The organism is Pseudarthrobacter sp. WHRI 8279, assembly GCF_040224115.2.
Lineage (GTDB): Bacteria > Actinomycetota > Actinomycetes > Actinomycetales > Micrococcaceae > Arthrobacter.
On the sequence record NZ_CP168162.1, the window covers coordinates 2,532,919 to 2,557,539 of the forward strand.

Here is a 24,621-nt window from a genome sequence, read left to right on the forward strand (position 1 = left end):
CGAGGCATCCCGGCAGGGACAACCCCGGAAACAAGGCAGAATGGGACCATGTACCTGCTGCTCGCCGCCCACCCCCACGGCGCGGCACTGCAGGAACTCACGCAGGCTGGACACCCAGTCCCGGCCACGCCGGAACCGCGGCTGATCAGCAGCGGCGAGCTGGCCGCCGTCGTGCGTGACCTCGAAAACCGCCGGCCAAACGGGCAGCCGCCCCGTTGGATCTGGCACCGCACCCAGGACTGGTATCCGGTCCTGCTGGCGGCCGGCGTCGAGCTGGAGCGGTGCTATGACCTCAGCCTCTGCGGCAACATCCTGGCCGTTTCCACGTTCACCGCCCATACGGACTATGCCAGGAACGCGGAACGGGTGGTGGTTGAGGATCCGCTCCTGCCGCCCAGGACGCTGCAGCCGCCGCCTCCCCCGGCAGACCAGGGTGCCCTGTTCGATGCCCCCGGGTCCCGGCCGGAAATCCTCCGCAGCCCGGAAGAGCTTCGTGCCGAATATGCTGCCCAGCAGGTGGCCCTGGCCTCGGTCAGTCCGGAGGAGAACCGGCGCAGCCGCCTGCAGCTGCTGTTGGCAGCCGAGTCCGCTGCTGCCATGATCGCCGCCGAGATGCAGCATGCCGGCGTCCCTTGGCGCGAAGACCTGCACGGGCAGATCCTCGCAGACCACCTCGGCCCGCGCCCGCCCATGGGCCACCGCCCCGCCAAGCTTGAAGCATTGAACCAGGAACTGCGCGGGCTCCTGAACTCACCCGCGCTGAATCCGGACTCCCCGCAGGACCTGATGCGCGCCCTGCACCGCAACGGGATCGAGGTCAAGACCACCCGAAAGTGGGAGCTGAGGGAATCCACCCACCCCGCGATCGGGCCGCTGCTCGCCTACAAGCAGCTCTCCCGCCTGCATACAGCCAACGGCTGGGCATGGCTTGACGCGTGGGTGGACGGCGGCCGTTTCCGGCCCGAGTATGTGGTGGGTGGCGTGGTTTCCGGCCGCTGGGCTTCACGCGGCGGCGGCGCCCTGCAGATTCCGCGCCAGATCCGCGGCGCAGTCCACGCCGATCCCGGCCACAAGCTCATCGTGGCGGATGCCTCCCAACTGGAACCGCGCGTCCTGGTGGCCCTCGCACGTGACCCTTCGATGGCCGAGGCTGCAAGGAACCAGGACCTGTACGCGGGCATTGCAGCGAAGGGATTCGGCGGAGACCGGGCGAAAGCGAAGATGGCCTTGCTGGGGGCCATGTACGGCGCCACCTCGGGAGAGGCCGGCCGCCTCATGCCGCAGCTAGCAAAGACTTTTCCCAGGGCTGTGGACTTCGTTGAGCAGGCGGCACGCACGGGTGAAGCCGGAGGGACGGTAACCACCCGGCTGGGACGGAGCAGCCCGCCGCCATCGGAGCGGTGGTTCCAGAGCCAGCGGTCAGCTTCTGCCGAAGAGCAGCGGAGGGCGGAATCGATCGCCCGCTCACGGGGCCGCTTCACTCGCAATTTTGTTGTCCAGGGTTCGGCTGCGGACTGGGCGGCGTGCTGGCTGGCGGAATTACGACGGCGGCTGCGCACCCTCCGCAGCGACGGCCACATCAACGCTGAGCTCGTCTTTTTCCTGCACGACGAGGTGATGGTGCATGCGCCGGCGGAGGCTGTGGTCGCCTGCGTCGCAGCCATTGAAGAGGCGGCCAGCGCAGCCAAGGAACTGCTGTTCGGGCCCATCCCGGTGGAATTTCCCGTCAGCGTGGCCGTCGTAGATTCCTACGACAACGCGAAATAGCTGCCGCGACAGCCCGCCCGCTCCGGCCGCACCCCCTGCACCGACCCGCAAGGTAACCTACCCGGGAGTAGCTCGCCAGAGGCTCGTGACGCAGGCTACAGTCTTTGTGACGACTGAGGCAGATCGGTCACCAGCTGATGCAACGAAGCATTCCAGGGGAGGTCCCGGCTTATGGCGGGCAGGTTTGAAATTCACCGAGTAGGCGACGAGTCGTACAGGTTGCGGCTCACTGACGCAGAGGGCAACACCGTTGCCGTTTCACCCAAATTCAAGTCCGTCAACACATTGCTTGAGGGTATTAAAGCCGTCCGGGAGAACGCAGCCACCGGTATTGTGGTGGATCTCCGCCAGCAGCAGGCCTGAGGCTAGACACCCATCCGGTGGAGCCGACTCCGGTCCCACGGAACGGCCCACCCAAGCTGTTCGAACAACCCGTTCAGGACAATCCCGGTAAAACCCCACACCACCACGCCGTTCACTGTGAAGGCGGGGCTGTCGAAGCTGCGCCCGGCACGGTGGACGGTTGCCATCACGCGGTTGTCCGGGTCCAGCAGGTCACGGACGGGCACCCGGAACACTTGTGCTGATTCGGCGTAGTCCACCACACGGACAGGTGACGGCGAGCGCCACCAGCCCAGCACCGGGGTGACCAGGAAGTTGCTGTGGGCGAGGCCCAGCTCCTGCAGGGTGCCAAGGACCTCCACACCCCCTGAATCGAGGCCGGTTTCCTCTTCGGCTTCGCGCAAAGCTGCCTGAACCGGCGTTTCCCGGGCGTCAATGGCGCCGCCCGGGAACGCCACCTGCCCCGGATGGGACCCCAGGGTATGGGCGCGCTCCAGCAGGAGGACATCAAGGTCGGCCGGCGCCAGCGGTTTGCCCGAGACGGCAGGGACGTCGTCAAGGGTGCCGAAGAGCATCAGCACCGCCGCCCTCCTGGCCTGTTGGGCATCCACCGTCAGGGCCGCCCAGAGGGGATCCGGTGCGGCAGCAGTCCCGGACTCCGCCCGGCGGGCCAGCTCCAGCAGGTCCTCGCGCGCGCTCACGGGGCAGTCCCCTGCTGGGAGGCCATCCGGATTTCGGCTGCCCTGTGGGTCTCGGCCAGCAGCTGCTCCAGGAGCGCTTCGCGGCCAGGCGCGAGCTCGTACTTCAGCAGCTTCACAGCCTTGGCCGGATCCGTTTCGCCCAGCCCGAAGCTGGGGCACCAGGTGGCCACGGGGCAAGCTCCGCAGGCCGGCTTCCGTGCGTGGCACACCCGCCGTCCGTGGAAAATCACCCGGTGGGACAACATGGTCCAGTCCTTGCGGTCGAAAAGCTCGGCCACGTCATGCTCGATTTGGACGGGATCGTCCGACTGCGTCCAGCCGAAGCGGTTGGCCAACCGGGCAAAGTGGGTGTCTACCGAGATGCCGGGGATGCCGAAGCCGTTGCCGAGCACCACGTTGGCGGTCTTGCGTCCCACGCCGGGCAGCGTGACCAGGTCCTCCAGCCGTCCCGGCACCACCCCGTTGTATTCGTCCACCAGGCGGGTGCAGAGGGCAATGACGTTCCTGGATTTGGCCCGGAAGAACCCGGTGGGCTTGAGGATTGTCTCAAGCTCCACGGGATCGGCCTCCGCCAGGGACCGCGCGTCCGGGTAGCGGCCGAACAACACCCTGGTGACCTGGTTGACGGTGACGTCCGTAGTCTGGGCCGAAAGGACAGTAGCCACGAGCAGTTCGAACGGATTGCGGAAATCAAGCTCCGCGTGGGCGTAGGGGTATTTCTCCGCCAGGGCTCTGTTGATCCGCCGTGCCCGCCTTTTTAGGGCGAGCACGGATTCGGAGGACACCACCGGCATGCCGGCAGACTGGCCGGCGGATGCCGTGGCTCCGCCGGCCCTGGGCGCCCGGGCCTCGGCCATGGACGTCAGCCGCGCTCGATGTTGCTGAGGTCCCGCAGGACACCCAGCCGCCCGTCAGTGTGCTGCACCAGGAACTCATGCCCCCGGTCTTCGAGGGCAAGGACCCAGCCGCCGGGTTCGATAACGAACGCCGGAGCCGCCGAGCGCGGATCGTAGGCCGTCCGGTGCTGCGCGACCGCAAACCAGAAAGCCTCATGGATGGGCTGTTCCTCCGATTCATCCGGACGGGTGGAGGGATCCACCGTGGCACCGATGGGCTCCTCCGTGCGGACCTGCTGGTGCACCGCGGTGGCAGGCGTCGGCTCCCAGCCGCTGCGCGCGCCCTGCCCTGAGGCGGCAGCGCCCTGGCCGGACGGGGCGGCCGGATGCGTGCCGCCGTCGTTGTTTGGCATGGCATTGTGATGCGCTGCGGAAGAGGCGCCAGCGGCTGCCGGAACATCCCCCAGCCGGGTTTCCTCGGCGGCGGGCGTGGAGGAGGGGCGTACGACGTCGGCCGCCTGGGTTGCGGGGCCCGCGTCGCCTGCAGGTGTCCAGTCGGATACCTCGGGAGCGGTGGAGACAGGCGCAGCAGCAGTGGGGACAGCTGCCGTGGCGGGGGCATGGGCTGCCGCGGCCCCTCCGCCGGGACGCTGTGAAGCCTGCTGCACCACCGGATCCTGATGGCGCTGTGATGCCGGCTTGTCAGCTGATCCGGGCTGGACCGCCGAGGATCCTGCGCCTGCACCGCCGAACAGCCCTGCGCCGGACAGGATCTTCGAGCCGGATTTGGAGTCTTTCGAACCCGGTGCGGCCTCTTCCTTCGGCTTCTTGGGGGCGCGGGGCTTCTGGACAGGAACAGCGGCCTCACGGGCCACTATGTGCGCAGGCACTTCGGCCCGGTCCTGGAAATCAGTGGACAGATACGGCAGGAACCGGCCCAGTACCGTCGCCGCGAAGAGGACCAGGGAGCCGATCAGGCCCACCAGGAGGCTGGGCACGTACGCCCCCGCCACGGAGACAAAGAAGAACGCAACAGCAAACGAGGCCACCACTGATCCGAACTGGTCGATGGACAGGGAGCCGATCCGGATCTTCGTGGCCGGGGACAGCCTGCGGGCTGCAAAGAGCGCACTGACGATCAGGGGCAGGATGATGCCCAGGCCCAGGAAGAACAGGTTGTTGAGGTTCCACAGGTTGTACCGTGCGCCGAAGATCGGCAGCAGGGAGGCAGCAAAAAGGATCAGCGTGCCGCCGAAGACTGTCAGGTCCCGGATGGTGAACGGACCCAGCACTGCCTCGTTGGCGGTGGAAGCCTTGCCTCCGGCGGGGGCCTTGCCCGCGGCGGCCTGGGAGCCTGGCCCTTCAGCGGTTCCGGTACCGTGGCCGGAACCTGCCGTGTCGGGGCCGGTCTTCTGGCCGAAGCTTTGCTGGTTCATTCTGCTCTCCTTAGCGTGGCGGCACCGGGCCCTGTCTGGTCCCGACATCGTGCCGTCTTGACAGCCGTTCCGGGCAGGCCGGGCCCTTGAAGCGCCCGGCCAAAACGGTCCGAAGTGAAGTCACAATTCCATCCCAGCCTAGTCAAGGGCCACGCTGATCACTAGCTGGGCACGTACTGCGGGGCCGGGACCAGGCAGCCATGGAAAACCATTCACCGCTTAATAAATGCCGTTCACGGGCTGCCATGTGACACCGCCCACATCACCGCCAGCCAAAGCATTAGTCTTGATTCCGGAACAGCTCTTTGCGGAATGTCCGTGACCAGCCGGGGCCCGTCGTCGTGCAGGCGGCGGAGCCCGGCCGGCGGTGGACATCCCGCCCAGCAAAGATCGATGAATGATGAGGTTCACATGTCCCAGGACACTACAAGCGCCGTCGTAGACGCTTCCGCAAGCGCAGGGCACGGTTTAGGCACGGGAGCTGATAAGGGCGATGCCTTTGAAAACCTGCTGCATGAGACCCGCAAGTTTGCGCCTTCGCCCGAGTTCGCTGCTGACGCCGTCGTCACTGCCGCGGAGTACCAGGAGGCCAACGCCGACCGGCCCGCGTTCTGGGCGAAGAAGGCCCGTGAGCTCCTGACCTGGAACAAGGACTTTGACCAGGCGCTGGACTGGTCCAACCCGCCGTTTGCCAAGTGGTTCGTGGGCGGGGAGGTCAACGCCGCGTACAACGCGCTGGACCGGCACGTGGAGAACGGCCTCGGCGACCGGGTGGCCATCTATTTCGAGGGTGAGCCCGGGGACACGAGCACCTACACCTATGCACAGCTGACCGAAGAGGTGAAGAAGGCCGCCAACGCCTTCGAGTCCCTGGGTGTGGCCAAGGGCGACCGCGTTGCTGTGTACCTGCCGATGATCCCCGAGGCCGTCATCACGCTCCTGGCCTGCGCCCGGATCGGGGCCGTGCATTCGGTGGTGTTCGGCGGTTTCTCCTCCGAGGCGCTCCGCTCACGGATCGACGATGCCGAAGCCAAGCTCGTGGTCACCGCGGACGGCACCTACCGGCGCGGCAAGCCCAGCGCCCTGAAGCCCGCCGTCGACGAAGCGTTGGCCCACCAGGGAGACGGAGACGGCCACACGGTCCAGAACGTGGTGGTAGTCAAGCGCAACGGCCAGGACGTGGACTGGCACGAGGGCCGGGACCACTGGTGGGCCGACACCGTGGGCGCCGCCTCCGCCGAGCACACCGCCGTGGGCCACGACTCCGAGCACCCGCTGTTCATCCTCTACACCTCCGGGACCACCGGAAAGCCCAAGGGCATCCTGCACACCACCGGCGGGTACCTCACCCAGACCGCCTACACCCACAAGGCAGTGTTCGACCTGCACCCCGAGACGGACGTGTACTGGTGCACGGCCGACGTCGGCTGGGTCACCGGCCACTCCTACGTCGCCTACGCGCCCCTCATCAACGGCGCCACCCAGGTCATGTACGAGGGCACTCCGGACTCCCCGCACCAGGGCCGCTGGTGGGAGATCATCGAGAAGTACAAGGTTTCCATCCTCTACACCGCCCCCACCGCAATCCGGACGTTCATGAAATGGGGCAGGGAGATCCCGGACAAGTACGATCTTTCCTCCCTCCGGGTCCTCGGCTCAGTGGGTGAATCCATCAATCCCGAGGCCTGGATGTGGTACCGGAAGGTCATCGGCGGGGACAAGACCCCCATCGTGGACACCTGGTGGCAGACCGAGACCGGCGCGCAGATGATCGCGCCGCTCCCCGGAGTCACCGCCACCAAGCCGGGCTCAGCCCAGGTCCCGCTGCCCGGCATCGCCGTGGACGTCGTGGACGAAATGGGCGAATCCGTGCCCAACGGCCATGGCGGCTTCCTGGTGATCCGGGAGCCCTGGCCGGCCATGCTCCGCGGCATCTGGGGCGATCCGGAACGCTTTAAGGACACCTACTGGTCCCGGTTCGAGACCATGTATTTCGCCGGCGACGGTGCAAAGAAGGACGAGGACGGCGACATCTGGCTTCTGGGCCGCGTGGATGACGTCATGAACGTCTCCGGGCACCGGCTTTCCACCACCGAAATCGAGTCCGCCCTGGTGTCCCACCCCGCCGTGGCCGAGGCCGCAGTCGTGGGTGCCGCGGACGAAACCACCGGCCAGGCCGTCGTCGCGTTCGTCATCCTTCGTGGTGACGCCGTGGATTCCGGGGACGCAATCGTCCAGGAACTCCGGAACCACGTGGGCAAGGAAATCGGGCCCATCGCCAAGCCGAAGGCCATCCTGGTGGTCCCGGAACTGCCGAAGACGCGCTCCGGCAAAATCATGCGCCGCCTGCTCAAGGACGTCGCCGAAGGCCGCGACCCCGGCGACGCCACCACCCTGTCCGATCCCACCATCATGCAGCAGATCGCCGTGTCCCTAAGGGAATAGGGGAACAGGAGGAATCGACGACGGCGGCGCCTGGCTCACAGCCGGGCGCCGCCGTCGTCGTATGCTGGGAGCAGACACGCCCCCTGCCCTAAAGGATCGCCCTGATGCTCGCCGTCGCACGCCACCAGGCCATTTTGGACGCTCTTCAACGCGAAAGGGTTGTCCGGGTCTCCGACCTGGCCCAGCAGCTGGGCGTGTCCCTGATGACTGTCCGCCGCGACATCGAGGCGCTGGAGGAAGGCGGCCGCCTGGAGCGCATCCACGGCGGCGCCAAAATCCCGGGCGATACCAGCACCCACGAGCCCGGCTTCGACCTCAAATCCACGCAGCTGACGGTGGAAAAGCGAGCCATCGCTGTGGAGGCGGCCTCGCTGGTGCAGGAAGGCATGGCCGTGGGGCTCAGCGCGGGAACCACCACCTGGGCCCTGGCCAAGGAACTGGTGAACGGCCCGCAGATCACGGTGGTCACCAACTCGGTCCGCATCGCAGACCTCTTCCATCACGCGGCAACGGCCGGCTCCGCCCGGTACGCCTCCACGGTGATCCTCATCGGCGGCGAGCGCACGCCTTCCGATGCCTTGGTGGGCCCCATTGCCACCGGCGCGCTCAAGCAACTGCACCTGGACGTGCTGTTCCTGGGGGTCCATGGCATGGACGCCGACGCCGGTTTCACCACGCCCAACCTGCTCGAGGCGGAAACGGACCGGGCCTTTGTTGCCGCCGCACGCAAGACTGTGGTTCTCGCCGACCACACGAAGTGGGGCATGCTGGGCATCAGTTCCATCGCCTCACTGGACGAGGCGGATGAGGTGATCAGCGATTCCGGACTCGGTCCCGAAGCGCAGCGCGTCCTGCAGGAACAGGTGGGCCGGTTGCGGCTCGCCGCCGTTTAGGAGGCGCCCCTAGGGGCAGCCGCAGGACTGGCGGATGTGCAGTGTGGTGGGGAAAATGCGGTGGCGTGGCGTCTCGCCGCGGCTGGCTCCCACCAGTGCCGCCACCGCAGCCTCGGCCATGGCAGCCACAGGCTGCTCGACCGTAGTCAGCGGGGGCCAGGAATATTCGGACTCGGCAGAACCGTCAAAGGATGCCACCGCCATCTCGCCTGGGACGGACAGCCCCGCCTCGTGCACGGCGCGCAGCAGGCCGATCGCCTGCATGTCGGAGGTCGCGAAAATGGCCGTGGGCCGGTTCACCGATGCCAGCAGCCGCTGGCCGGCAACATAACCCCCGGGGCGGGTGAAGGAACTGTACGCAATGGGGCCCTCCGGCAGGCCCGCGGCCTGCAGTGCCTCCCGCCAGCCCACTTCGCGGCCGTCAGTGCTGCCGGAAACGTTGGTGCCCATGGCCAAACCGATGTTTGTATGGCCATGGCCGATCAGGTGTTCGACGGCGATCCGGGCGCCGGCGGCAAGGTCCACGCCGATGCTGTTGAATCCTGGCGCATCGCGTTCCTGGTTGAGCAGGACCGACGGGATGTCTGCGGTTTCCAGGGCTTCGAGGTCGGGTTCAAAGAGGACGCTGGCCAGCAGCACGCCGTCCACCTGCCTGGCGGCGAGGTTGCGGATGTTGCGCCGTTCCTTGGCCAGGTTTCCGTCCGAGTTGCCCAGCACCAGCGCGTAGCCCAGGGCTGCGGCGGCGTCCTCGACTGCGTGGGAGAACAGCGCGAAGAAAGGGTTGGAAATATCCGGGACCACGAGGCCCAGCGTCTCGCTGGAGCCCAGCTTGAGCGCCCGGGCCGCGGCGTTGGGGCGGTAGCCCAGGACGCGGATGGCGTCCTGGACCTTCGCCTCGGTGGCCGGGGCCACCTTCTTGGGTCCGCCGTTGACAACATAGCTGACGACGGCGGTGCTGACGCCGGCATAGCGTGCAACGTCCTTGCGGGTCACGGGGCCGCCTCTTGCAACCTGCACTGCCGGAGTAGTCATGCTGTCCATGTTAAGTGTCTGTACCCGGCGCATCGCCAAAGTCACGGATGGCAAGCCTTTCGCCGTTCTGGAGGGCGGACTGGTGGGCCACGATGCCGGGAAGGGTGAAGCGGGCGGCCACCCAGGCGTTCACCGGAGGCAGGGTGCCGTTGTTTACGGCGGTCACGAAATCGTCCACCAGGAAGTGGTGGCTGCCCTCATGGCCGTTGGGCGCGCCCAGGAACTCCTCCGGAAGCCGCCCGGGATCATGGACCGGGGCCAGGCCGGACACGAAGGCGTCCCTCAGCTCCGGTGCAACGTTCGCAAGGGAGGGGTCATCGAGGGGGATGCTGGGCCGCGTCTCCATCTGTTCGGAGATGTCGTGGACGTTCTGCTTGTCCTGCCAGACGGACACCTTGGCGAGCTGCTCGAAGCTGGCCTCCGTTCCGAAAAACCGGAACCTGGACTCGCGGATATGTGAGGGGTAACCCACGCGGCGCATCTCGTTGGTGCGCATCACGCCGCCGTCGTTCAGTTCAAAAAGGGCCGTGGCGTTGGAGAAGTCGTTGCCGAACATGCTGACGTCCTTGTCAAAGACGCCGTCGTTGCGGTCATCCCTGACGCCCACGCAGCTGACGCTCACGGCGTGGGCGGGCACGGCACCGAGCACACCGCCAACGGCGTGGGTGGGGTACAGCATGGGCGGGTAGCTGGCAGTTTCCTTCCAGCGGTCGCCGCCGCTGTACTGGTAAGCCTCGTAGAAGCCCAGATCCATGTCGTGGACATAGTCGCCTTCGGCGTAGAAGATGCGGCCGAACTTCCCGTCGGCAAGCTGCTTGCGGGCATAGACGGTGGCGGGGTTGTAGTAGCTGGTCTCCCCCATCATGTACACCAGCCCGGTGTCACGGACGGCCTGGATGATCGCGGCGATCTCTTCTTCCGAAACGGCCATGGGGACGGCTGAATAGACGTGTTTGCCGGCGCGAAGGGCCCGCTCCACCAGGGGACCGTGCGTCCAGCGCTGGGTGAAAATGGCCACGGCGTCAACGTCCGAGGCCAGCAGCTCCTCGAAGCTGCCCTTCACCCCGGCAAGGCCGTAAAGGTCCGCTGCCTCTGCTGCCCGCTCCGGAAGCTCGTCGGCCACATACACGGCACTGGTGCCGGGGTGGAGGTTGAACAGGTGGGCGAACTGGCTGCCGAACTGGCCGGCTCCTACTACGCCGATTGAAAACGTCATTGTTTGCCTTCCGTTGGGGGCTGAAAAGAGGACAGCGGGCAAGCGCTGTCCCCCATGAGCTCCAGTGTTGCAGCTGCATCTACTCGAGTCAACAAGCAAGCAGGCTTAGCAATCCCTTGCGATAAGGAGCAAACGTACCCCTCTTGCCCTCTCGAATCTACTCGTGTAGATTACAGGTCAGTTGTTACCCCCTTCACAGTCAGGAAAGGGTCGAAGATGACCACCCTTGCCAAACACTCCAGGTCCGCCTCTGCGGCGTCGGCCTCCCCGAAGCCGCAGGGAAGCCACCGCCGCCTCGGGGACCTCAAGATCGCACTGCTGTTCATCGCGCCGGCAATGATCGGATTCATCGCCTTCTACGTCGTCCCCACCATCCGGGGCATCTACCTCAGCTTTACGGAATACAACATCCTGGGCGACCCGGAATGGATCGGGCTGGATAACTACACAGCAATTGCCAAGGATCCGCTGTTCTGGAACTCGCTGGCCGTCACCGGGCAGTACGTGTTCCTCAACATCCTCCTCCAGACGGCCCTTGCCCTGGGCCTGGCCCTCCTGATGCACAACGTGGCCAAGTCCACCATCATCCGGGGCACGCTGCTCCTGCCGTACCTGATGTCCAACGTCATCGCCGCACTGCTGTGGTTCTGGATGCTGGACTACCAGATCGGCGTGGTGAACCAGTTCATCGAGTGGAGCGGACTGCCCCGCGTCGCGTTCTTCGGCAGCGAGGCATGGGCCATCCCCACCCAGGCACTGATCAACACCTGGCGCCACATGGGCTACACGGCCCTGCTGATCTTCGCCGGCCTCCAGGCCATCCCCAGCCACGTCTACGAAGTGGCCAAACTGGACGGCGCCTCGGCGTTCCAGACCTTCCGGAAAATCACCATTCCGCTGCTGCGCCCGGTCCTTGTCCTGGTCCTCGTGGTAACCGTCATCGGCTCCTTCCAGGTGTTCGACACCGTTGCCGTGACCACCGCGGGCGGCCCGGTCAACGCCACCCGCGTCATCCAGTACTACATCTACCAGCGGGCGTTCACCGAGTCTGACTTCGGCTACGGATCCGCCATCGCCGTCATTCTCTTCCTCATCCTCGCCCTGGTGGCCTTCATCCAGATGAAGTTCCTCAAGGGCAACGAATCGGACCTGGACTAAGGAGTCCCGCATGAGCACCACCGCAAGCCGCGCACCGCTGCCGGCCGCAACCCGCCGCCGTCGTCCTTTCAATGCCCGCCGCGCCGGCGCCTGGGCACTCCTGGTCCTCGCCATCGCCGTCTCCGTCCTTCCCTTCCTGTGGGTGCTGCGCACGGCGCTGTCAACCAACAATGCGCTGGCCGCCAACGCCACCAGCCTGCTCCCGGCAGAGTTCACCCTGGGCGCCTTCAAACGGGTCTTCGGGCTGCAGTCCCCGGCGGAAGCCGTGGCCGAGGGCGGATCCGGCGCCGCCATCGACTTCTGGCTTTACCTGCGCAACTCGGTCATCTTCTCCTCCATCACCACCGCCGGCGCCGTGTTCTTCAGCGCCATGGCCGCCTACGCCTTCTCCCGGCTGCGCTGGAAGGGCCGCAACGCCGTGTTCAGCCTGTTCCTCGGCACCATGCTGGTCCCGCCGATCTTCACGGCCCTGCCCAACTTCCTGCTCATCAAGAACCTGGACCTGCTCAACACCATGCTCGGCCTGGTCCTGCCGTACGTGTTCATGACCCCCTTCGCCATCTTCTTCCTCCGGCAGTTCTTCCTGAACATGTCACGGGAGGTGGAGGAGGCTGCCATGCTCGACGGCGCCAAGCACCTGAGGATCTTCTTCCAGATCGTGCTGCCCAACGCCGCCGCCCCCATCGCCACGCTGGCGCTGCTCACCTTCATCGGCCAGTGGAACGAATACTTCTGGCCCCTGCTGGTGGCGTCCCAGGACGACGTCCGAGTCCTGCAGGTAGGCCTCGGCGTCTTCAAGTCCCAGTCCCCGCAGGGGGCACCGGACTGGTCCGGCCTGATGGCCGCAACCCTCATCTCGGCCCTCCCGGTCCTGATCCTCTTCGCCGCGTTCGGCAAGAAGATCGTCAACTCCATCGGTTTCTCCGGCATCAAATAAGCAATCCATCCCAGCGAACTCCACCACGAACGGAAAGTAGAACCATGAAGAAATCCCTCGGCGCCGTTGCCGTTGCCGCAGCTATGGCACTCTCCCTCTCTGCCTGCAGCGGATCCTCCTCCTCCGAAGAAAGCGCCACGGGCGAGATCAGCTACTGGCTGTGGGACGCCAACCAGCTCCCCGCCTACCAGCAGTGCGCCGACGACTTCGCAAAGGCCAACCCGGACATCACGGTCAAGATCACCCAGCGCGGCTGGGACGACTACTGGAGCACCCTCACCAACGGCTTTGTTGGCGGCACCGCGCCGGACGTCTTCACCAACCACCTGGGACGCTACGGCGAACTGGCTGAGAACAAGCAGCTCCTGGCCATCGACGAGGCCGTCGAAAAGGACAACATCGATCTCTCCGCCTACAACGAGGGCCTCGCGGACCTCTGGGTGGGCCAGGACGGCAAGCGCTACGGCCTGCCCAAGGACTGGGACACCATCGGCCTGTTCTACAACAAGGCAATGCTCAGCGCCGCCGGCATCACCGAGGACCAGATGAAGGACCTCACCTGGAACCCCGAGGACGGCGGCAGCTACGAGAAGGTCATCGCCCACCTGACCGTGGACAAGAACGGCAAGCGCGGCGACGAGCCAGGCTTCGACAAGAACAACGTGGACGTCTACGGCCTGGGCCTGAACGGCGGCGGCGACTCCTCCGGCCAGACCGAATGGAGCTACCTCACCAACACCACCGGCTGGTCCCACACGGACAAGAACCCGTGGGGCACCAAGTACAACTACGACGATCCCAAATTCCAGGAAAGCATGGACTGGTTCGCCGGGCTGGCGGACAAGGGCTACATGCCCAAGCTTGAGACCACCGTCGGCGCGAGCATGGCAGACACCTTTGCTGCCGGCAAGTCCGCCATCAACGCGCACGGCTCCTGGATGATCGGCCAGTACACCGGCTACAAGGGCATCGAGGTGGGCATCGCCCCCACCCCGGTGGGCCCCGAGGGCGAGCGCGCCTCCATGTTCAACGGCCTCGCGGATTCCATCTGGGCAGGAACCGAGAAGAAGGACGCCGCCCTCAAATGGGTTGAGTACCTTGCCTCGGCCGAGTGCCAGGACGTCGTAGCCTCCCAGGCAGTGGTGTTCCCCGCGCTCAAGGCGTCCTCGGACAAGGCAGCGGAAGCGTTCCAGGCCAAGGGTGTTGACGTCACCGCGTTCACCGAGCACGTCAAGAACAAGACCACGTTCCTGTACCCCATCACGGACAACACCGCAAAGGTCAAGGGCATCATGGAGCCCGCCATGGACGCCGTCGTCTCCGGCAAGGCACCCGCCAGCTCGCTGACCCAGGCCAACGAACAGGTCAACGCCCTCTTCAAGTAGGCCCCGGCCCCCACAACGTGGCTGCGTTTGTGGTCGCAGCCACTGGACTGGATGCCGCCGTCCCCTCCTCGCGGCGGCGGCATCCGGCCCCTCTCCCCTCCCTTGGCTTGAAGCGCCAGACGCTCCAGCGCCTTCAGACATACAGCATGATGACGAAAGAGATCCTATGGACCCCCTCCACCTCCGTTCCGCCGGTACCAGCCTGGTGATCAGCTTCGACAGCGGAGAGGCCGAGGTGGTCCATTGGGGCGCTGACCTGGGCCCGGCCCTGCCGGACCTGGCCATCCTGGCCGCCCCGGTCCCCCACTCCGCCATCGACGCACGGGTCCCCGCCGCCCTCCTCCCCCAGGCGTCATCCTCCTGGCGCGGCCGGGCCGCCCTGCGCGGTTCCCGGACGGCCGACGGCGTCTCCGGCCTTGATTTCTCGGCCCGCCTCCGCGTTGTGACAGCAGGCGCCGACGGCGGCTCCGCAGTCATCGTCCAGTCGGACCCGGACGCCGGGCTTACGGTCGAGTCCACCCTCAAACTTCACGACGGCGGGCTGCTGGAAATGCGGCACACCGTCACCAACGACGGCACCACGCCGTACCGGCTCGACGAACTGGCGACCGTCCTCCCGGTGGCGCCGGACGCCGTCGAACTCCTTGACCTCACCGGCCGCTGGTGCCGGGAACGGCACCCGCAGCGCCGTGCCATCCAGCAGGGCACCTGGGTCCGGACCGGCCGGCACGGGCGCACCGGACACGACTCCTCCCTCCTGTTCGCCGCCGGCACCGCCGGTTTCGGCAACCGGCACGGCAAAGTCTGGGCCACCCACCTGGCCTGGAGCGGCAATCACGAGCAGTTCGCGGACACCATCGGTGACGGCAGGACCATGATCGGCGGCTCGGAACTCCTGGGCCCCGCCGAGGTCACCCTCGAGCCCGGTGGCAGCTACACCACCCCGGCACTGTTTGCCGCCTACTCCGACCACGGCCTGGACGGGATCACCGACGCCTTCTACAGCTGGTTCCGGTCCCGCCAGCACCACGTGCTGCCTGCTGCCTCCACGGGCCTGCCCGCCGGGAAGCCGCGCCCCGTTGTGCTCAATACCTGGGAGGCGGTGTACTTCGACCACAACCTGGACACGCTGATCGAGCTGGCTGAGTCCGCGGCCGATCTTGGCGTGGAGCGCTTCGTGCTCGACGACGGATGGTTCCGCGGCCGCCGGGACGACCAGTCCGGCCTCGGCGACTGGTACGTCGACGAGACCCTGTGGCCCAACGGCCTGACGCCGCTGATCGAAGCCGTGACCTCCCGCGGCATGGAGTTCGGGCTCTGGGTGGAGCCGGAAATGGTCAACCTGGATTCCGATATCGCGCGGGCGCACCCGGACTGGATTGTTGGCCCGTCAGCGGTCCAGCACAAGGACGGCGGGCGCCTGCCCCTGGAATGGCGGAACCAGCACATCATCGACCTGGTCAACCCTGACGCGTGGCAGTACATCTACAGCCGGATTGACGCGCTCCTGCGCCAGAACAACATCAGCTACCTCAAGTGGGACCAGAACCGGGACCTGCTGGAGCACGGCCATGCCGGCCGCTCCTCCGTCCACGAACAAACCCTTGCCGCGTACAGGCTGTTCGACGAACTCCGCAAGGCCCATCCCGGCGTCGAGATTGAATCCTGCTCATCCGGCGGCGCGCGCGTGGACCTGGGCATCCTGGAACGCACAGACCGGATCTGGGGCTCGGACTGCAACGATGCGCTGGAACGGCAGACCATCCAGCGCTGGACCGGGGCCGTCGTCCCGCCGGAGCTGGTGGGCAGCCACATCGGGCCGACTACCTCGCACACCACCGCCCGCACCCACGACCTGTCCTTCCGTGCCATCACCGCGCTGTTCGGCCACTTCGGCATGGAGTGGGACATCCGCGGCGTCCAGGGCAAGGACAGGGACGAACTCAAGCGCTTCATCAACCTGTTCAAGGAACACCGTGGACTCCTCCACAGCGGACGCCGCGTCCACGCGGACGTGGCGGGCGATGCCCTGCTGCTGCACGGCGTCGTCACCGATGCGGCGGAAGGCACACCTGTGGCGGCAGGCACGACGGCGGGCCTGTTCGCCCTGGTCAGCACCCGCACCTCCGCAGCGGAGGAACCAGGCCGGATCGGTATTCCCGGGCTGGAGGCAGCGCGAGGATATCGGGTCGAGGCGGTCTTCCCCACCCCGGAAGACGCCGATTACGTCCATAACTACACCCAGGTGCAGCCGCCGGCGTGGCTGGCTGACGGCGCGGTGGCCACCGGGCGCTTCCTGGCCGAGGTGGGCCTGCCCATGCCCAACCTCAACCCCGAGCACGCGCTGCTGCTGAAGTTCACGGCCCTCTAGGCCCCCGGCCCGGAGTCCAGGCAGGGTGCCGCGCATTGCGTAAGAATGCGCGGCACCCTGGCGCCAGCCGATAGATTGGCATGCATGACTGAAGCCTCCACAGACTCTGCTGCCGGCCGCACCATCCTGGTGGTCAACGGGCCAAACCTTAACCTGCTGGGAACCCGTGAACCGGAGAAATACGGCACCTCAACCTTGGCCGACGTGGAGCAACTGGCCGCAGCAGCAGCTGAAGCCCACGGCTTCAGCGTCGAATGCGTGCAGTCCAACCACGAAGGCGTCCTGCTGGACGTCATCCACGCAGCCCGGAACAACGCCGCGGGCATCGTCATCAACGCCGGCGCTTTTACCCACACTTCCGTGGCCCTCCGGGACGCCCTCGCCGCCGTGCAGCTTCCCGCCGTCGAGGTTCACATCACCAACGTGCACCAGCGCGAAGAATTCCGGCACCACTCGTACCTCTCCCCCGTGTGCTCAGCCGTCATAGTGGGCGCAGGCGTTCTGGGGTACCGGCTGGCCATCGACTACCTCGCAGAGGTCCTCTAGCCGCTACTTCTGGATGCACTGGCCGGACGACACCGGCGCTGACAGGGACGCCGCCTGCGATGCCACGGGAGTGAGGTCATCCATGGTGATGGCGAATCCCATCTCCGTATCGGCCGTCGCCTTGGCGAAAATCACTCCTGCCACCTGGCCGTCCATGGTCAGCAGCGGCCCGCCCGAATTTCCGGGCTGCACGTCCCCGGCAAGCCGGTAGATCTCCTCGGGCGAGGCGTTGTTGCCGTAGATGTCCGGCACCAGCACCGTGGTGATGTCCTGCACTGTGGCGGGCTTGGACTGGAAGGGGCCGCCGTGGGGATAGCCGGCGAAGGCGGCAGGACTGCCGCCGGGAAGGTCCTGGCTCAGCGGCAGTGCGCTTGCCTGCAGGCCGTCCACAGCCAGCACGGCAAGGTCGTGTTTTGTGTCGAAGTAGACAACCCGCCCTGGCATCGCTCCGCCGTCGGGCATCTCCACCACCGGCTGCGACACGCCCGCCACAACATGCGCGTTGGTGACCACCCGGTCCTCGGACACCACAAAACCGGTACCCGTCTGGTTCTGTCCGCACTGGTACGCGGTCCCGGCGATCCTAAGCACCGATTCCGCGGCCCGGTTCAGCGCGGGAGTGTCCGTGCTCGCGTTCGGCACCGGCACTGCGGGCCCCTGTTCAAGGCCCTCCAGCAGGGTGGGGATGCCGTTTCCGATCACGGTGGAGCGCAGCTGCGCCATGGTGGCTTTGACGGGAACGGGCGTCAGTCCATCGATGAAGCGGATGACCTTGGACTCGGCCAGCTGCTGCGACACGAACGGCACACCCAGGGAGCTGACGCTGAAGGCCAGCATGGACATCACCAGCGCGGACACCACGACGTTCACGGCCCCGCCCACCAGCCGGTCCACTGCCCGGAGGGGCCGGATCCGCACGGCGCCGCGGATTTGCCGCCCTGCCATGGTCCCCAAACCGTGCCCCAGGACCACCAGCACGACGGCGGCCGCCACGATGGCGGTCAGCCTCCATCCGGAGTCCTCAACGAAGCCGCTCACCAGGGGGACCGCGAAGAAGGCTGCCACGGCACCCGCCGCAAACCCTGCGATGCCGCCCGCCGTCACCAGGAAACCGTTGCGCAGGCCGTAAACCAGGTATGACAGCAGCGCCAGGATCAGGATCAGGTCCAGGACAGTCAAGCCGACCACTAAGGCTCCTTATTAAACAGTTGAATCCCCATTCTAGTGGGGGTCACTGACAGTTCTCTGGACAGCCAGCCCCTTGCGGCAGGCCCGCCTGGGGCGGCTCCCTCCCCACCTCCCGGCCGCCCCTGCGACGTCCTGTGACGCCTCCGGTGGTGGCGTTGCGGCCCCGTATCAGGGCGTTTCGACTGCCAAGTTCGTCACAGAACCTTGAAAATTCTGAAACAATGGCACAAGCGCCACAGCCGACACTTTTATTCAGGAGATTTCATGGACATCGAGGTACTGCGCCGAGCACCCCTTTTCGCCACGCTCGACGACGACGCATTCCGTCTGCTGACGGACGAGCTCACCGAGGTGGACCTTTCCCGCGGCGCTTCGGTATTCCGCGAGGGCGACCAAGGTGACCAGCTCTACTTCATCGTCTCCGGCAAGGTGAAGCTCGGCCGGACGTCGCCTGACGGACGCGAATCCCTTCTGGCGATCCTGGGCCCGGGTGAACTCTTCGGCGAAATGGCCCTCTTCGATCCGAGCCCCCGCACCGCAACCGCAACCGCAGTGTCGGAGACCCGGCTGGCCGGCCTCAAGAACGAGAGCCTGAACACGCTGCTCCGCACCCGCCCGGAGGTTTCTGCGCAGCTCCTGCAGGCGCTGGCCCGCCGGCTCCGCCGCACCAACGATTCGCTCTCCGACCTCGTCTTCTCCGACGTTCCGGGCCGCGTAGCCAAGGCGCTCCTGGACCTTGCCGACCGTTTCGGCCGCCCGGCAACGGACGGAGTCCTGGTCGCCCACGAGCTCACCCAGGAGGAGCTGGCCCAGCTGGTTGGCGCTTCCCGCGAAACCGTCAACAAGGCCCTCGCCGAGTTCGTCCAGCGCGGCTGGCTGCGGCTGGAAGCCCGCGCCGTCGTAATCCTGGACATGCAGCGCCTCCGCCAGCGCTCCCGCTAGCAACTGACTGTCTCTGGCCCGAGGCCGACATCCTCCGCGTGCTGCTCCTTCGTCGCTTTGACGCACGCTTCCGGATGCCGGACCTCGGGCCTTTTGTTCGTTACCCCCGACGCTCTCTCGTTTGATGCGTGCTTCCCCGAAACCCTCTCTCCCTTAATGCGGGCTTCCCCGAAACCCTCTCTCGCTCGTCCTGCGGAAAGTGCGCGAGCGTCCGCCCAGAACCCACATCAAGTGGAAGAGCGTCCGCGCAGAACCCACATCAAATGCGCGAGCGTCCGCCCAGAACCACATCAAATGCGAGAGCGTCCGCCCAGAACCACATCAAATGCGAGAGCGTCGGGGACGGGAGCCGGGGCAACCGAAGCTATCGTTCGCGCTGGGGATCGTCCGCCGTGGTCTTCGCGGCCTCGACTTCAAGCATGAGCTTGCCGTCTTCTTCGACCAGGACCGGCTGGTAAACGTGGGCCTTGCGCTTGTAGCTGAGGTAGGCGATGCAGCCGTTGGCCGCGGCCATCTTCTCAAGCATGATCTCGGAGCCGGGGACCAGAAGCTCCCCCAGGGTGCGGCCGACGGTATTTTCCTGGCCAACTTCATCACCCAGGGCTGTGGTGTGGCGTTCGGCAATGACGTCGGCGGCATTAACCCACCGGCCCCACACACCTTTGCCCTCCAACAGGGTGGGCTGCTGGTTCAGGGGGACGGTGGCCGCAAAGTACCGGGTGTCGAACCGGCGGTGGGCAAAATCGGGGCTGCGCCAGTTGACCAGTGACTTGAGCAGGTCGGTCCGCACCGAGAGCCCCCGCTTGGCCAGAATCTCCGGGAACGTCTTCTCCTGCTCGGCGACGGCCACGCGGGCGCGCATCCATTCCGGGGTGGAGGTGGCTTCCACGGTGCTGGCCATGTCGAGGCCCGCCAGCAGCAGGCCGGTCTCCTCGAAGAGTTCACGGATGGCGCCCAGCACGTGCCGCCGCGCCAGCCCGACGTCGTCCGTTCCCATCTGCTCAGCCCAATGCTGCGGCGACGGGCCCAGCCACGGGACGGGGTCGTCGTCGGCCGCATCCAGCGAGCCTCCGGGAAACGCCAGGACCCCCAGCGGCGAGGAGCCCGGCCGGTAGGCCAGCCAGGTTTCCAAGCCGGTTGGGGAGTCCCGCAGCAGCACGACCGAGGAGGCAAGGCGTGCTGCCCGCGGGGTCCGTTCGCCGTGTTCGAGCCAGCTCTGAGCCGCCCCTTCAAGGTCCTGGGGAAGGGCAAAGAGCCGTCGGGCGAGGTGAGGCAAGGGAAACGACCGGTCCTAGCTGAATTCGGCTATCAGTTCGACCTCAACGGGAGAGTCGAGGGGCAGCACGGAAACGCCGACGGCGGAACGTGCGTGCTGGCCGGCGTCACCCAGGACGCGTCCCAGCAGTTCCGAGGCTCCATTGATGACGCCGGGCTGGCCGGTGAACGAAGGATCGGAGGAGACGAACCCCACAACCTTGACGATGCGGGTGATGCGGTCAAGGTCGCCGATGACGCTCTTGACGGCCGCCAGGGCGTTAACGGCGCAAATGGCCGCGAACCGCTGCGCATCCTCGGGGGAAACGGTGGGCTCGTCTGCGTAGCCCTCGGTCCCTGCCGACACCTTGCCGGTTGCCGGCAGCTTGCCATTAACAAATGGCAGCTGTCCGGACGTGTACACGCAGCTGCCGGAGACCACCGCCGGAACGTAAGCGGCCACGGGAGCGGCCACTTCCGGAAGGGTCAGCCCAAGGTCGGCGAGCCGCTGCTCAACAGCGGAAACGGGGGCGTCAGCTGCGCCGGGCTGGGCCTGTGCGGAGGTGCTCATGCTACTGCTTCTCCCTCTTGAGGTAGGCAACCAGGCCGTTGCCGTCAGGTCCGGGAACAACCTGGACCAGCTCCCAGCCGTCGTCTCCCCACTGGTCAAGAATCTGCTTTGTGGCGTGAATAATGAGCGGAATCGTCGCGTACTCCCATTTGGTCATGAGAGAAAGACTAGTCCTTGCCGGTAAAGTGGAAAACATGGCGACTCGTACGAACCCATTATTCGACACTGCCACCACCCTCGGAAAAATCCTCGTTTTCCTTGGCGTGAGTGCTATCTGCGGTGTCCTGGTAGCAGGCCTGCTGGTTCCTGCGGCGGCCGTTTCAGGCAGCGCGGCCAGCGGTTCGATCGAGTTCTTCGACACCCTCCCGGACGAGCTTAAGGTTGACCCGCCCAACCAGACCACCAGGATCCTGGCTGCGGACGGCAGTGAAATCGCCAGCGTCTACAAGGAGAACCGCACCAAGGTTGCCCTGGACCAGATTTCGCCCTTCATGAAGGAAGCCGTCATCGCCGTCGAGGACAGCCGGTTCTATGAGCATGGCGGCGTGGACACCACGGGTATCCTGCGCGCGCTGGTCAGCACCGCGCGCGGCAACAGGCAGGGCGCCTCCACCATCACCCAGCAGTACGTCAACAACGTCCTCAACTCCAACCTCGCCGCAGAGGGCAGGGACGAGGACATCAAGCTCAACGGCGTGAACAAGGGCGTGGGCGACAAGCTCCGCGAGATGAAGCTCGCCATTGCACTGGAGAAGGAGTTCAGCAAGGAGCAGATCCTTGAGGGCTACCTCAACATCGTGTTCTTCAACCGCGACGCCTACGGCATTGAAGCCGCATCCAGGTTCTTCTTCAGCACCACCGCCAAGGACCTCTCCCTTCCCCAGGCCGCGCTGCTGGCCGGCCTGGTCAACAGCCCTTCCGCCTTTGACCCCATCACCAACCCGGAAAACGCCAAGCAGCGCCGCGACCTGGTGCTGAGCCTGATGCGGGACCAGGGCAAGATCACGCAGGCAGACTACGACGCCGCCGTCGCCACTCCCGTGGAAACCAACGTCACCCCGGCCCGGCAGGGTTGCGCCTACGCTTCCACCGCCCCCTACTTCTGCGACTACGTGCTGCACCTGCTGGAAAACAACCCGGCCTACGGTGCTGACCTTGATGAGCGCAAGCGCCTCATCTACGGCGGCGGCCTGACCATCACCACCACGCTGGACCCGAACGCGCAGGCAGTAGCCCAGGAGCAGGTCAACGCCTCCGCCGGCGCCAACCCGGACAAGTGGGGAGCCGCCATGGTTTCCGTGCAGCCCAACTCCGGCAAGATCATCTCAATGGCCCAGAACACCTCCTTCCTCCCCGCCGAAGGCGCCTTCGACTCGCAGGTGAACTTCAACGTGGACAAGCTGGACAAGGACGGCAACGACCTCAACGGCCTGGGCGGCGCCCAGCCCGGCTCCACCATGAAGCCGTTTACCTTCGCCCAGTGGCTTGAGGAGGGCAAGTCCATGAACACCGTGGTCAATGCCGCCCAGCGCCGCTACCCGCTCAACTTCAAGTGGCGCAACTCCTGCGGCCAGGTGACGGGCGCCTACAACACTGCGGAAAAGTCACTCGGCGCCGCCGACGACCTCCAGAACGCAGAACCCCAGTGGTACCGTCCGCTGTCCGTCCTTGAAGGCCTGTACAACTCCATCAACACCGTCACCTTCGCTTCGGCGGCGCAGTTGGACTTCTGCGGCATCCAGAAGATCGTGGATGCGACCGGACTTCATGGCGGACTGCCCGCCGACGGCGACCCCAACCCGAAAATCAACATGTCCATGCTGGGCAACCTGCTGGGTTCCACCCAGACGGCTCCGCTGACCATGGCCAGCGCCTTCGCAACGTTCGCCAACGATGGCAAGTACTGCGAGCCCATCGCCATCACTGCCGTGACTGACCAGACCGGCGCCACACTGCCGGCGCAGTCCAGCAGCTGCCGGGATGCAGTGAAGCCGGAGGTTGCCCGCGGCGTGAACTACGCCCTCCAGGAAGTACTGAACCGCGGCTCCGGCTCACTGATCCAGCCCCGGATCTCCACCCGGACCAGCTTCCCCATCGGCGCCAAGACCGGTACCTCAAACATGAACGAATCGACGTGGGTTGTTGGCCACACCACCGGCCTGGCCACCGCGGCCTGGTTTGGTGATCCGCTGGGCGCCCAGAACCGACCGGGCCAGAACATCACCGTGAACGGAAAGTTCTACAAGGGCATCGACGGATACATGATTGCCGGGCCCATGTTCTCGAACTTCATGTCCCGGATTGCGCCCGCATACGGCACTGAGCCGTTCCCCGCCCCGCCCAGCAGCATGCTGAACGGGACAACCCGGAACACCGCTCCCGCCACTACGGCACCGCGGGCAACCCAGGCCCCGGCCACCCAAGCGCCGGCACCGGAAGCACCTGCCGCCACCGAGCCTGCCCCGCAGCCGACCAACAGCGGCAACGGTAATGGCAATGGAAACGGCAACGGCTAGCCGCCGATGACCTCGACAACTACGCTGGCCAGCCGCGCCCGCACCCTTGGGCGCGGCCTGGCCGTCACTGCCGGGGCCGGTGCCGCCGCCGGGGCGGCCGCCTTCGGATATGGCCTCTGGGAAAAGGACCAGTTCGTCCTCCGCGAGGAAACGCTGGCCATCCTGCCGCCGGGGCATGCCCCCTTCCGCATCCTGCACCTGAGCGATATCCACTTCATCACCGGCCAGAAGAAGAAGGCAGCCTGGCTTCAGTCGCTGGCCGACCTCAAGCCGGACCTGGTGGCCAACACCGGCGACAACCTCAGCCACCCCAAAGCCGTTGACCCCGTCCTGGCCGCCCTGCGCCCGCTCATGGAGTTCCCCGGGGTCTTTGTTCCGGGCTCCAACGACTACTTCGCCCCTAGCCCGAAGAACCCTGCCCTGTACCTGCTGGGGCCTTCCAAGGTAAAGCCCAAGCCCAAGATGCTTGACTGGCCGCGGCTGCGCTCAGGTTTTGGCATGGCGGGCTGGATTGACCTGACCAACCGCCACCAGTCCCTGGTGCTGAACGGCATCCGCTTTGACTTTTCCGGGGTGGACGACCCCCACCTGAAGCGCGAAAAGTACGCCGGGTGGCCCCGGGGAACCGTGAGCCAGGACGCCGCGGACCACCTCAAGGTGGCCGTCATCCATGCGCCCTACCAGCGGGTGCTGGACCACTTCACCGAGGACGGCGCCGACCTCCTGCTCGCCGGCCATACGCACGGGGGCCAGATCTGCATCCCGGGCTATGGCGCGCTGGTGGCCAACTGCGACCTTCCCACCTGGCGGGCGAAAGGGCTTAATGACTGGCAGAGCAACGGAAGGACGACGCCGGTCAACGTGTCCGGCGGCATCGGCACCTCCCGCTTCGCCCCGGTAAGGATCGCCTGCAAACCCGAGGCCGTCCTGCTGACCCTCACGTCACCCGGCTGATCGAAGCATTACAAGCCGCAATAACTGGCCAAGCTGTTTATCACGCTGAAATTCCTGTGAACCGCCTCACGTCCATGGCATAGGGTAGTTGCTACGGGAAACTACATTCGTTTTAGAGCTTGAGAAGCGGG

General features: G+C 66.1%; 21 protein-coding genes. 12 read left to right on the forward strand and 9 right to left on the reverse strand.

From position 1 onward, the window contains the following. The first annotated feature begins 48 nt into the window (after positions 1 to 48). Both ABRP28_RS11665 and ABRP28_RS11670 read left to right on the forward strand, forming a co-directional pair. Positions 49 to 1,767: a bifunctional 3'-5' exonuclease/DNA polymerase gene (locus ABRP28_RS11665; protein WP_350002970.1), complete on the forward strand. Its 1,719-nt coding sequence runs from the start codon at positions 49 to 51 to the stop codon at positions 1,765 to 1,767. A gap of 171 nt (positions 1,768 to 1,938) precedes the next feature. Then, positions 1,939 to 2,130 carry a DUF1508 domain-containing protein gene (locus tag ABRP28_RS11670; RefSeq protein WP_350002971.1) on the forward strand — a complete coding sequence of 64 codons (192 nt, stop codon included), beginning with the start codon at positions 1,939 to 1,941 and terminating at the stop codon, positions 2,128 to 2,130. Between the two features lie 2 nt (positions 2,131 to 2,132). Here ABRP28_RS11670 and ABRP28_RS11675 read toward each other — a convergent pair whose 3' ends face one another. The 3 genes from ABRP28_RS11675 to ABRP28_RS11685 all read right to left on the reverse strand — a co-directional run bounded on the left by ABRP28_RS11675 (position 2,133) and on the right by ABRP28_RS11685 (position 5,082). Then, positions 2,133 to 2,810 carry a CoA pyrophosphatase gene (locus ABRP28_RS11675; RefSeq protein WP_350002973.1) on the reverse strand — a complete coding sequence of 226 codons (678 nt, stop codon included), beginning with the start codon at positions 2,808 to 2,810 and terminating at the stop codon, positions 2,133 to 2,135. After that, a complete protein-coding gene (nth, locus tag ABRP28_RS11680; RefSeq protein WP_350003058.1) occupies positions 2,807 to 3,604 on the reverse strand; it encodes an endonuclease III in 798 nt (265 codons plus the stop codon). Before nth ends, ABRP28_RS11675 begins: the two co-directional genes overlap by 4 nt. Before the next feature lie 68 nt (positions 3,605 to 3,672). Continuing rightward, entirely contained in the window at positions 3,673 to 5,082 is a 1,410-nt protein-coding gene (locus ABRP28_RS11685) for an NADH-quinone oxidoreductase subunit J (RefSeq protein ID WP_350002974.1), read from the reverse strand. Positions 5,083 to 5,493: 411 nt separating this feature from the next. Between ABRP28_RS11685 and acs the strand changes: the two genes are divergently transcribed. Both acs and ABRP28_RS11695 read left to right on the forward strand, forming a co-directional pair. Continuing rightward, positions 5,494 to 7,527 (forward strand): acetate--CoA ligase, encoded by a 2,034-nt coding sequence (gene acs, locus ABRP28_RS11690; RefSeq protein WP_350003060.1) that lies wholly within the window; start codon positions 5,494 to 5,496, stop codon positions 7,525 to 7,527. A gap of 104 nt (positions 7,528 to 7,631) precedes the next feature. After that, positions 7,632 to 8,420, forward strand: a complete 789-nt coding sequence (locus ABRP28_RS11695; RefSeq protein WP_350002976.1) for a DeoR/GlpR family DNA-binding transcription regulator — start codon at positions 7,632 to 7,634, stop codon at positions 8,418 to 8,420. A gap of 9 nt (positions 8,421 to 8,429) precedes the next feature. Here ABRP28_RS11695 and ABRP28_RS11700 read toward each other — a convergent pair whose 3' ends face one another. Both ABRP28_RS11700 and ABRP28_RS11705 read right to left on the reverse strand, forming a co-directional pair. Next, a complete protein-coding gene (locus tag ABRP28_RS11700; protein WP_350002980.1) occupies positions 8,430 to 9,452 on the reverse strand; it encodes a LacI family DNA-binding transcriptional regulator in 1,023 nt (340 codons plus the stop codon). Positions 9,453 to 9,462: 10 nt separating this feature from the next. Then, positions 9,463 to 10,668, reverse strand: a complete 1,206-nt coding sequence (locus ABRP28_RS11705; RefSeq protein ID WP_350002982.1) for a Gfo/Idh/MocA family oxidoreductase — start codon at positions 10,666 to 10,668, stop codon at positions 9,463 to 9,465. 216 nt (positions 10,669 to 10,884) lie between these two features. On the opposite strand from ABRP28_RS11705, the gene ABRP28_RS11710 reads away from it, so the two are divergent. From ABRP28_RS11710 to aroQ, 5 genes are all read left to right on the forward strand, one after another. Then, the gene (locus ABRP28_RS11710; RefSeq protein WP_350002983.1) at positions 10,885 to 11,826 is read left to right on the forward strand and encodes a sugar ABC transporter permease; all 942 of its coding nucleotides are present in this window, start codon (positions 10,885 to 10,887) and stop codon (positions 11,824 to 11,826) included. Positions 11,827 to 11,836: 10 nt separating this feature from the next. After that, entirely contained in the window at positions 11,837 to 12,763 is a 927-nt protein-coding gene (locus ABRP28_RS11715; RefSeq protein ID WP_350002985.1) for a carbohydrate ABC transporter permease, read from the forward strand. A 44-nt stretch (positions 12,764 to 12,807) separates the two neighbouring features. Next, positions 12,808 to 14,148: a sugar ABC transporter substrate-binding protein gene (locus ABRP28_RS11720; RefSeq protein WP_350002987.1), complete on the forward strand. Its 1,341-nt coding sequence runs from the start codon at positions 12,808 to 12,810 to the stop codon at positions 14,146 to 14,148. Positions 14,149 to 14,314: 166 nt separating this feature from the next. Next, on the forward strand, positions 14,315 to 16,519 hold the full coding sequence (locus ABRP28_RS11725; protein WP_350002989.1) for an alpha-galactosidase: 2,205 nt from the start codon (positions 14,315 to 14,317) through the stop codon (positions 16,517 to 16,519). Between the two features lie 84 nt (positions 16,520 to 16,603). Continuing rightward, positions 16,604 to 17,065 (forward strand): type II 3-dehydroquinate dehydratase, encoded by a 462-nt coding sequence (gene aroQ / locus ABRP28_RS11730; protein ID WP_350002991.1) that lies wholly within the window; start codon positions 16,604 to 16,606, stop codon positions 17,063 to 17,065. A 3-nt stretch (positions 17,066 to 17,068) separates the two neighbouring features. Here aroQ and ABRP28_RS11735 read toward each other — a convergent pair whose 3' ends face one another. Then, positions 17,069 to 18,253: a MarP family serine protease gene (locus ABRP28_RS11735; RefSeq protein WP_350002993.1), complete on the reverse strand. Its 1,185-nt coding sequence runs from the start codon at positions 18,251 to 18,253 to the stop codon at positions 17,069 to 17,071. 264 nt (positions 18,254 to 18,517) lie between these two features. On the opposite strand from ABRP28_RS11735, the gene ABRP28_RS11740 reads away from it, so the two are divergent. After that, complete coding sequence (locus ABRP28_RS11740) at positions 18,518 to 19,195, forward strand: Crp/Fnr family transcriptional regulator (protein ID WP_013602309.1); 678 nt, start codon at positions 18,518 to 18,520, stop codon at positions 19,193 to 19,195. A 364-nt stretch (positions 19,196 to 19,559) separates the two neighbouring features. Here ABRP28_RS11740 and ABRP28_RS11745 read toward each other — a convergent pair whose 3' ends face one another. The 3 genes from ABRP28_RS11745 to ABRP28_RS11755 are packed head-to-tail and all read right to left on the reverse strand — an operon-like array spanning position 19,560 to position 21,177. Continuing rightward, complete coding sequence (locus tag ABRP28_RS11745) at positions 19,560 to 20,471, reverse strand: NUDIX hydrolase (RefSeq protein ID WP_231454003.1); 912 nt, start codon at positions 20,469 to 20,471, stop codon at positions 19,560 to 19,562. A 15-nt stretch (positions 20,472 to 20,486) separates the two neighbouring features. After that, positions 20,487 to 21,020, reverse strand: a complete 534-nt coding sequence (locus ABRP28_RS11750) for a RidA family protein (protein ID WP_350002996.1) — start codon at positions 21,018 to 21,020, stop codon at positions 20,487 to 20,489. A 1-nt stretch (position 21,021) separates the two neighbouring features. Continuing rightward, the gene (locus tag ABRP28_RS11755; RefSeq protein WP_003797879.1) at positions 21,022 to 21,177 is read right to left on the reverse strand and encodes a DUF4177 domain-containing protein; all 156 of its coding nucleotides are present in this window, start codon (positions 21,175 to 21,177) and stop codon (positions 21,022 to 21,024) included. Between the two features lie 37 nt (positions 21,178 to 21,214). Between ABRP28_RS11755 and ABRP28_RS11760 the strand changes: the two genes are divergently transcribed. Together ABRP28_RS11760 and ABRP28_RS11765 are read left to right on the forward strand one after the other, a co-directional pair. Next, the gene (locus ABRP28_RS11760) at positions 21,215 to 23,536 is read left to right on the forward strand and encodes a transglycosylase domain-containing protein (protein ID WP_350002998.1); all 2,322 of its coding nucleotides are present in this window, start codon (positions 21,215 to 21,217) and stop codon (positions 23,534 to 23,536) included. A gap of 6 nt (positions 23,537 to 23,542) precedes the next feature. Further along, positions 23,543 to 24,490, forward strand: coding sequence for a metallophosphoesterase (locus tag ABRP28_RS11765; RefSeq protein WP_350003000.1), 948 nt, complete (start codon positions 23,543 to 23,545; stop codon positions 24,488 to 24,490). The last annotated feature ends 131 nt before the right edge of the window (positions 24,491 to 24,621 follow it).

What these genes read in the sequence shown, in the direction of transcription:
- ABRP28_RS11700 (WP_350002980.1), bottom strand. Translation starts at nt 9,452, where the DNA reads ATGACTACTCCGGCAGTGCAGGTTGCAAGAGGCGGCCCCGTGACCCGC.
- ABRP28_RS11715 (WP_350002985.1), top strand. Translation starts at nt 11,837, where the DNA reads ATGAGCACCACCGCAAGCCGCGCACCGCTGCCGGCCGCAACCCGCCGC.
- ABRP28_RS11740 (WP_013602309.1), top strand. Translation starts at nt 18,518, where the DNA reads ATGGACATCGAGGTACTGCGCCGAGCACCCCTTTTCGCCACGCTCGAC.
- aroQ (WP_350002991.1), top strand. Translation starts at nt 16,604, where the DNA reads ATGACTGAAGCCTCCACAGACTCTGCTGCCGGCCGCACCATCCTGGTG.
- ABRP28_RS11750 (WP_350002996.1), bottom strand. Translation starts at nt 21,020, where the DNA reads ATGAGCACCTCCGCACAGGCCCAGCCCGGCGCAGCTGACGCCCCCGTT.
- ABRP28_RS11695 (WP_350002976.1), top strand. Translation starts at nt 7,632, where the DNA reads ATGCTCGCCGTCGCACGCCACCAGGCCATTTTGGACGCTCTTCAACGC.
- ABRP28_RS11705 (WP_350002982.1), bottom strand. Translation starts at nt 10,668, where the DNA reads ATGACGTTTTCAATCGGCGTAGTAGGAGCCGGCCAGTTCGGCAGCCAG.
- ABRP28_RS11755 (WP_003797879.1), bottom strand. Translation starts at nt 21,177, where the DNA reads ATGACCAAATGGGAGTACGCGACGATTCCGCTCATTATTCACGCCACA.
- ABRP28_RS11720 (WP_350002987.1), top strand. Translation starts at nt 12,808, where the DNA reads ATGAAGAAATCCCTCGGCGCCGTTGCCGTTGCCGCAGCTATGGCACTC.
- ABRP28_RS11685 (WP_350002974.1), bottom strand. Translation starts at nt 5,082, where the DNA reads ATGAACCAGCAAAGCTTCGGCCAGAAGACCGGCCCCGACACGGCAGGT.
- acs (WP_350003060.1), top strand. Translation starts at nt 5,494, where the DNA reads ATGTCCCAGGACACTACAAGCGCCGTCGTAGACGCTTCCGCAAGCGCA.
- ABRP28_RS11725 (WP_350002989.1), top strand. Translation starts at nt 14,315, where the DNA reads ATGGACCCCCTCCACCTCCGTTCCGCCGGTACCAGCCTGGTGATCAGC.
- ABRP28_RS11765 (WP_350003000.1), top strand. Translation starts at nt 23,543, where the DNA reads ATGACCTCGACAACTACGCTGGCCAGCCGCGCCCGCACCCTTGGGCGC.
- ABRP28_RS11665 (WP_350002970.1), top strand. Translation starts at nt 49, where the DNA reads ATGTACCTGCTGCTCGCCGCCCACCCCCACGGCGCGGCACTGCAGGAA.
- nth (WP_350003058.1), bottom strand. Translation starts at nt 3,604, where the DNA reads ATGCCGGTGGTGTCCTCCGAATCCGTGCTCGCCCTAAAAAGGCGGGCA.
- ABRP28_RS11710 (WP_350002983.1), top strand. Translation starts at nt 10,885, where the DNA reads ATGACCACCCTTGCCAAACACTCCAGGTCCGCCTCTGCGGCGTCGGCC.
- ABRP28_RS11760 (WP_350002998.1), top strand. Translation starts at nt 21,215, where the DNA reads ATGGCGACTCGTACGAACCCATTATTCGACACTGCCACCACCCTCGGA.
- ABRP28_RS11670 (WP_350002971.1), top strand. Translation starts at nt 1,939, where the DNA reads ATGGCGGGCAGGTTTGAAATTCACCGAGTAGGCGACGAGTCGTACAGG.